Below are 6992 nucleotides of genomic sequence, written 5' to 3'. Positions count from 1 at the left end.
CTAACTTCCGAATTCCAGTTGCTTCTAAACACCCCACCTCTTTCTTTCGTAGCGCCCCCGGTGGCACGCGCCGGATATCGCACCTGCAGTGAGTGCTCAATATGTTCACTAGCCTTTTCCCAACCATCGTCGTAAGCCTTCGCTGTATCAAATACAATGTCGCCCTCTTCAAAACGACACAGGGATACGGCTTCCGAAAATGCGATAGGGACAGCCCACTTGAAGCCCGAAAAGAACTCCATACCTAGTCCTCTAAATCTAACGTGATATCGGCCTTACAAATGAAAGGCTACTTTTGGAAAGCATCAGACCCGCCGCTCTTGTCCGCGTCAGTAGTAAAGCGTAACCCAACACGACGGATGATGCAGGCTTGCTTGGCTGGGTGCGCCTCACTCATACCGAACATCGACGATGAACCAACTGGCCAACCCGGACGGGACCACGACCTGGATTTCCTCATCTATGGTCTTCTTCAGGAGTGCCTTGGCCATGGGTGAGTCGATGCTGATCCAGCCCTGCTGCGGGTCGATCTCGTCGGCACCGACGATGCGGAAGGTGCTTTCCTCGCCGGCCGCATCCTCCAGCGTCACCCAGGCGCCGAAGAAGACCCGCTCCCGGTTGCCGGGCAGTTCGCCGACCACGGTCAGCGCCGGCAGGCGCTTCTGCAGGTAGCGCAGGCGGCGATCGATCTCGCGCAGCTCCTTCTTGCGGTAGATGTACTCGGCGTTCTCCGAGCGGTCGCCCTCGGCTGCGGCCGCCGCCAGGTGCTGGGTCACCTCGGCGCGCCGCACCCACAGTTGCCGGAGTTCGGCCTCCAGCCGGCGGGCGCCGTCGGCCGTGATGTAGGGTGACGATCTGGGCGAAGGCGGGCGCCAGCGGGACATGGCGGATGGCGACGGGAGGTATGGAAAGGGCGGCAAGTATAGCAAGCCGCATACCCGGGCGGCGGCGACCGAAAGCCTGCACTTGACGACAAAACAGTTGTTTCAATAAGATAATTCAAACTGATGTTTGAAAGCTGCCCATGTCCCCGACCGACGAACCCGACCTGACCCGCGACCGCATTCTGCGGGCGGCGCTGGAGATCTTTGCCGAGCATGGCTTCAAGGCGGCCACCGTCCGCGAGATCTGCACCCGGGCGGAGGTCAACGTGGCCTCGGTCAACTACTACTTCCGCAGCAAGGAGGCGCTGTATCGCGAGGCGCTCATGTACGCGTTCCGGGAAGCGGACCGCAAGTATCCACAGATCGCCTTCGCCGACGCCACCCTGCCGCCCGAGGACCGGCTGCGGTTCTTCATCCGTTCGCTCCTCTCGCGGCTGCTGGACGACAGCCACCTGGGCTTTCACGCGCAGCTGCTGGCCCGCGAGATCGTCGACCCGACCGGGGCGCTGGACTATCTCGTCGACACGGTCATGCGGCCGCGCTTCCAAGCCCTGCGGGACATCGTACCGCGGCTGGCGGGCAGCGACTGGGCGCCGGCGGACATCGACCGGCTGATCCTCCAGATCATCGGCCAGTGTCTGGTCTACCGGCACTCGCGACCCATGATCGAGCGGATGTGCCCGGAGCTCTTCACCGGTCCCGAGGCCATCGAGCGCACCGCCGAACTGATCTACCGGTTCTCGCTGGCGGTGCTGCGGCAGCTGGGGCGGGAGCAGGACGCATGAACTACATCGCGTTGAAGATGCTGATGGGCGATCGCGGCAAGTATCTCGGCATCGTCATGGGCCTGACCTTCGCCTCGCTGATCATGACCCAGCAACCGGCCATCTTCATCGGCATCATGATGCGGACCTTCAGCTTCATCACCGATGTCGGCCTGCCGGACATCTGGGTGATGGACCCCAAGGTGCAGTTCATCGACGACGTCAAGCCGCTGCAGGACATGGAGCTGTACCGGGTGCGCGGCATCGAGGGGGTGGAGTGGGCGATGCCGCTGTACAAGGGGCTGATCAAGGCGCGGCTGACCAACGGCAACTTCCAGACCTGCAACCTGATCGGCCTGGACGACGCCACGCTGATCGGCGGCCCGCCGGAAATGCTGGAGGGCCGGCTGGAGGATCTCCGCCGCGCCGACGCCGTGATCGTCGACCGCGACGGGGCGGTGGAAAAACTGGGCATGCCGGGGCCGGACGGCCAGCCAATCCCGCTCAAGGTTGGCGACACCCTGGAACTCAACGACCGCCGCGCCATCGTCGTCGGCATCGCCAGGAACACCCGCACCTTCCAGTCGCAGCCGGTGATCTACACCACCTACAGCCGGGCCATGCTGTACGCGCCACGGGAGCGCAAGCTGCTGTCCTTCGTGCTGGTCAAGGCGAAACCGGGCACCGATCTCATGGCGCTGAAGACGCGCATCCAGGACACCACCGGCCTGGCCGCCTATACCCAGGCCGAGTTCAAGCGGCTGACCTACACCTACTTCATGAAGAACACCGGCATTCCGATCAATTTCGGCATGTCGGTGCTGCTGGGCTTCATCGTCGGTGCCGCGATCGCCGGCCAGACCTTCTACAGCTTCACCATGGAGAACCTGCGCCAGTTCGGCGTGCTGAAGGCGATGGGCGCCAGCAACGGCACGCTGCTGCGCATGATCCTGCTGCAGGCGGCCCTGGTGGGCGTGATCGGCTATGGCCTGGGCGTGGGGCTGACCTCGCTGTTCGGCTGGAGCATGCGCAACACCATCCTGGCCTTCAAGTTTCCCTGGCAGCTGCTGCTGTTCAGCGGGCTGGGCGTGACGCTGATCTGCATCTTCGCGGCGCTGGTCAGCATTCGCAAGGTGATCGCGCTGGAACCGGCCGTGGTCTTCAAGGGCTAGCCGGCATGGCACAACTGGCCGTTCATTGCCGCGACCTGGTCAAGACCTACGACACCGGCGACCAGAAGGTCATGGCGCTGCGGGGCGTCGACCTCGACATCCACACCGGCCGGCTGATGATGCTGGTGGGGCCGTCCGGCTGCGGCAAGACCACGCTGATCTCGGTGATCGCCGGCATCCTCGACCAGGACGCCGGCCTGTGCCAGGTGTTCGGCGAGGATCTTCTGCACCTGAGACAGAAGGAACGCCTGCGCTTCCGTGCCGAGAACATCGGCTTCGTGTTCCAGGCCTACAACCTGCTGCCGACCCTGACGGCGGTGGAGAATGCCGCCATCCCGCTCATCATCAATGGCTTCAAGCGGCCGGAGGCCACGCGGCGGGCAGCGGCGATGCTGGCGCGCGTCGGCCTCGGTGAGCGGCTGGGCTCGCTGCCGGCGCAGCTGTCCGGCGGCCAGCAGCAGCGCGTCGCCATCGCCCGGGCGCTGGTGCACAACCCGCGGCTGATCGTCTGCGACGAGCCCACCAGCGCGCTGGATCACGACACCGGGCATAAGGTCATGGAACTGCTCAAGACCGTCGCCCTGGACGAGCGCAAGGCCCTGATCATCGTCACCCATGACGCCCGCATCTTCGAGTTCGCCGACAGCATCGCCCACATGGACGACGGCCACATCATCACGCTGGAGGACAGACATGCCTGAAGGTTCCCGCACCCCGCCGGCGCCGCGTACGCTGCCGGCGATCCGTCCGCTGCCGCCCGGACATTGAGCGATGTTGCCCAAATACACCCTCCCCGCCCTGGCCCTGGCCGGCTTCGCCTTCGGCGTTTACACGGTCGTGAACGGCAACCGGCCGGTGCCGGTGGCGCCGGCGGTCGTGCAGCCCGCCGAGGCGCCCTTCGGCACCTTCATCGCCGGCTCCGGGATCATCGAGGCGCAGAACCGCAACGTCGCCATCGGCGCGGCGCTGCCCGGCCTGGTGCAGACGCTGTCGGTGAAGGTAGGCGACCAAGTCAGGGCGGGCACGGTGCTGTTCAGCGTCGACGACCGCGACGCGCGGGCGGTGCTGGCCATGCGCCGGGCCGACCTTGCCCGCGCCCGGGCGGCCGTGGCTGAGGCCAGCGCCGGACTGACCGATGCGCAGACCTTGCAGCGGCTGGCGGAGGCCGTCACCGACCGCCGCGCCATCAGCGCCGAGGAACTGGAACGCCGCCGCAATGCCGTGCTGATCGCCAGGGCACGGCTGGACAGCGCCAGGGCGCAGGTGCAGCAGGCGGAGGCCCAGCTCGCCGCCGCCGAAACCAATCTCGACCGGCTGACGGTCCGGGCACCGATGGACGGCGAGATATTGCAGGTCAACATCCGCCCCGGGGAATACGCCATAGCCGGACCGCTGACGACACCGCTGCTGGTCATGGGCAACCTGGACCAGCTGCACGTGCGCGTGGATATCGACGAGAACGACGCCTGGCGCTTTCGCCCGGGTGGCCGCGCCATCGCCTACCTGCGCGGCAACCGGGAATTCAGCACGCCGCTGACGCTGGCCTACGTGGAGCCCTATGTGGTACCCAAGCGGTCACTGACCGGCGACAGCACCGAGCGGGTGGACATGCGTGTGCTGCAGGCGCTCTACCGCTTCGACCGCGAGCGCCTGCCCGCCTACGTCGGCCAGCAGGTCGACGTCTTCATCGAGGCGCCCGGCCAGGAAGCCATGCGGCCGCCGACAGCGGCCACGCCGCCGTGAGCCGGGCGCTCGCACTGCTGCTGGCGGCGCTGGGACTCGCCGGCTGCATGGTCGGTCCCGATTACCGTCTGCCCGAGGTCGGCACGCCGGGCAAGTATGCCGGCGCCCGCGACCACCACAACATTCCGCCACCGGATGCCTGGTGGACGGTCTTCAAGGATCCGGTACTCGACCGGCTCATCCGGGAGGCTGCCGCCTTCAATCTCGACATCCGCCAGACCGGGCAGCGGATTCTCGCCGCCCGGGCGGAACGCCAGCGCACCATCGCCACCGGGCTGCCCAGCCTCCAGGGCCGCGCCAACGCCAGCCAGCGGCGCAACGATTTCATCACCGGCGGCGGCGGCCTGAGCAACCCCGCAGCGGGCGGCTATTTCGGCAACAACCTGATCGACATCATCCAGGCCGGCTTCGACGTGCAGTGGGAAATCGATCCCGCCGGTGGCCTGTTCCGGCGCATCGAATCGGCCCAGGCGATGATCGAGGCCGAGCAGGACTACCGCCGCGCCGTGCTGGTATCGCTGCTAGGCGAGGTGGCGCGGCTGTACATCGACCTGCGCGCCAACCAGCAGCAGATGGCCATCACCCGGGCCAATCTGGCTACCCAGGAGGACACCCTGCAACTGACGATGGCGCGCGCGGGCGCCGGCCTGGACAGCCAGCAGGAAGTGGCGCAGCAACAGGCGCAGCTGGAAACCACCCGCTCGCAGCTGCCCGCCTACGAGATCGCCGCGCGCCAGGACGCGCACGCCCTGGCGGTGCTGCTGGGTAAATCGCCCGACACCCTGCTGTATCTGCTGGAGATGCAGACCCCGGTGCCGGCGGCACCGACCGATGTGATCGCCGACCTGCCCTCGGAGCTGTTGCGCCGCCGCCCGGACATCCTGCAGGCGGAACGCCAGCTGGCAGCGGCAACCGCCGACGTCGGCACGGCCACGGCCCAGCTCTACCCCAAGCTGAACCTGACCGGCTTCCTGGGGCTGCAGAATACCCGCCTGTCGGACTTCACGCCGGTGGGTAAATCCTGGGCGATGGCGGGCGGCATCAGCACGCCGATCTTCAACTGGGGCCGCATCCAGGCCGAGATCGACAAGGCCAGCGCCCAGCAGCAGCAGGCCCTGCTGGCCTATCAGCAGAGCATCCTCACGGCCTTCCGGGAAGTGGAGGACGCGCTGGTGGCTTATCAGCGGGAACAGGACCGCCGCCGTGCGCTGAGCGCGTCGGTGACGGCCAACGCGCTGGCGGTGACCCTGTCCGAGGAGCGCTACCTGCGGGGACTGACGGCATTTCTCAACGTGCTGGAGGCACAGCGGGCGCTGTACCTTGCCCAGAGCAGCCTGGTGGCCAGCAATGCCCGCATCGCCACCAGCCTCGTGGCGCTGTACAAGGCGCTGGGTGGCGGCTGGCAACCGATGGAACCGCCACCCCACGCCGAGACCGGCCCCGGCTAGGGTGCCGTCGGGGAAGCCTCCGCGCCGTTGCGATGCTCCAGCACGCGGCGCACCACATCGACGACGGAGCGGGCATTCAGCTTCTGGATCAGCCGCTCGCGGTGCTTCTCGACCGTGCGCTCGCTGATGCCGAAGCAGGCGGATATCTCGCGGGTCGAAAGTCCCTCGGTCAGGCGCTCGAGGATTTCCCGCTCGCGCGGCGTCAGCTGCTGCAACCGCTGTTCCATGTCCGAGAGATCCTGCTGCCGGCTGCGCTGCAGACGGTCCTTTTCCAGCGCCTCCTGCACGCGGCCGATGATGAGCTGATGGCTGGCGGGTTTTTCCAGAAAATCGAAGGCGCCGGCCTTCATGGTCTGCACCGCCATCGCGATATCGCCGTGCCCGGTGAACATGATCACCGGCAAGCGGCAACCCATGCGCCCGAGCTGTTCGAGCAGGCGGATACCGCCCATCCCGGGCATGCGGACATCGAGCAGCAGGCAGCCGGGCTGGCGATGGACATCCGCGGCCAGAAAGGCTTCCGCCGAGTCGAACAGCCACACCCGCAGGCCTGCCGATTCGAGCAGCCATTGCAGGGACAGCCGCATGTCGGCATCGTCGTCGATCACAAAGACCCGGCTCTCTTCGCTCATGCGCGTTGACTCGCGGCGCTGGCCACCGGCAAGCGGACGGTGAAGGTGGAGCCGGCCGGACTGGAGACAGCCCGGATCTCGCCGCCGTGCGCCTCGACGATACTCTTGCAGATGGACAAGCCAAGCCCGATGCCATCGCGCTTGCTGGTCACGAACGGCTCGAAGATCGCCTGCGCCTGATCGGCGGGAAAACCGATGCCGGTGTCGGTCAGACTGATTTCCACCGCCGCGTCGTCCAGCTGCTGGCCGGCGATGACGAGCTGCCGCGCCGAAACCGGGCGTGGCTCCATGGCATCGACCGCATTCAGGATCAGGTTCAACAGCAATTGCTGAAGATGTATGCGCTGCC

General features: G+C 66.5%; 9 protein-coding genes. 5 read left to right on the top strand and 4 right to left on the bottom strand.

Annotated features, from left to right (window positions below; all coding sequences use genetic code 11):
• On the bottom strand, nt 1-242 hold a 242-nt coding region (locus tag ACYQ1H_RS14965), incomplete at its 3' end, for a hypothetical protein (RefSeq protein ID WP_460028846.1).
• Between the two features lie 147 nt (nt 243-389).
• A complete protein-coding gene (greB, locus tag ACYQ1H_RS14960; protein ID WP_460028845.1) occupies nt 390-884 on the bottom strand; it encodes a transcription elongation factor GreB in 495 nt (164 codons plus the stop codon).
• A gap of 140 nt (nt 885-1024) precedes the next feature.
• Here greB and ACYQ1H_RS14955 point away from each other — a divergent pair, with 140 nt between their 5' ends.
• The 5 genes from ACYQ1H_RS14955 to ACYQ1H_RS14935 all read left to right on the top strand — a co-directional run bounded on the left by ACYQ1H_RS14955 (nt 1025) and on the right by ACYQ1H_RS14935 (nt 6011).
• Nucleotides 1025-1669, top strand: a complete 645-nt coding sequence (locus ACYQ1H_RS14955; RefSeq protein ID WP_460028844.1) for a CerR family C-terminal domain-containing protein — start codon at nt 1025-1027, stop codon at nt 1667-1669.
• Nucleotides 1666-2820, top strand: coding sequence for an ABC transporter permease (locus ACYQ1H_RS14950; RefSeq protein ID WP_460028843.1), 1155 nt, complete (start codon nt 1666-1668; stop codon nt 2818-2820). The genes ACYQ1H_RS14955 and ACYQ1H_RS14950 overlap by 4 nt, the downstream gene beginning before the upstream one ends.
• A gap of 5 nt (nt 2821-2825) precedes the next feature.
• Nucleotides 2826-3521, top strand: a complete 696-nt coding sequence (locus ACYQ1H_RS14945; protein WP_460028842.1) for an ABC transporter ATP-binding protein — start codon at nt 2826-2828, stop codon at nt 3519-3521.
• Nucleotides 3522-3591: 70 nt separating this feature from the next.
• Nucleotides 3592-4563 carry an efflux RND transporter periplasmic adaptor subunit gene (locus ACYQ1H_RS14940; protein WP_460028841.1) on the top strand — a complete coding sequence of 324 codons (972 nt, stop codon included), beginning with the start codon at nt 3592-3594 and terminating at the stop codon, nt 4561-4563.
• Nucleotides 4560-6011, top strand: coding sequence for an efflux transporter outer membrane subunit (locus ACYQ1H_RS14935; RefSeq protein ID WP_460028840.1), 1452 nt, complete (start codon nt 4560-4562; stop codon nt 6009-6011). Before ACYQ1H_RS14940 ends, ACYQ1H_RS14935 begins: the two co-directional genes overlap by 4 nt.
• Here the strand turns inward: ACYQ1H_RS14935 and ACYQ1H_RS14930 are convergent.
• Together ACYQ1H_RS14930 and ACYQ1H_RS14925 are read right to left on the bottom strand one after the other, a co-directional pair.
• Nucleotides 6008-6643, bottom strand: a complete 636-nt coding sequence (locus tag ACYQ1H_RS14930; RefSeq protein WP_460028839.1) for a response regulator transcription factor — start codon at nt 6641-6643, stop codon at nt 6008-6010. The two genes, ACYQ1H_RS14935 and ACYQ1H_RS14930, sit on opposite strands and share 4 nt — an antisense overlap.
• Nucleotides 6640-6992, bottom strand: a 353-nt coding sequence (locus ACYQ1H_RS14925) for an ATP-binding protein (protein WP_460028838.1), incomplete at its 5' end; no start/stop codon positions are given. The genes ACYQ1H_RS14925 and ACYQ1H_RS14930, both read right to left, overlap by 4 nt.

It is taken from the genome of Methyloparacoccus murrellii (genome assembly GCF_054657115.1).
This window is presented reverse-complemented; position numbering and strand designations above follow the sequence as displayed.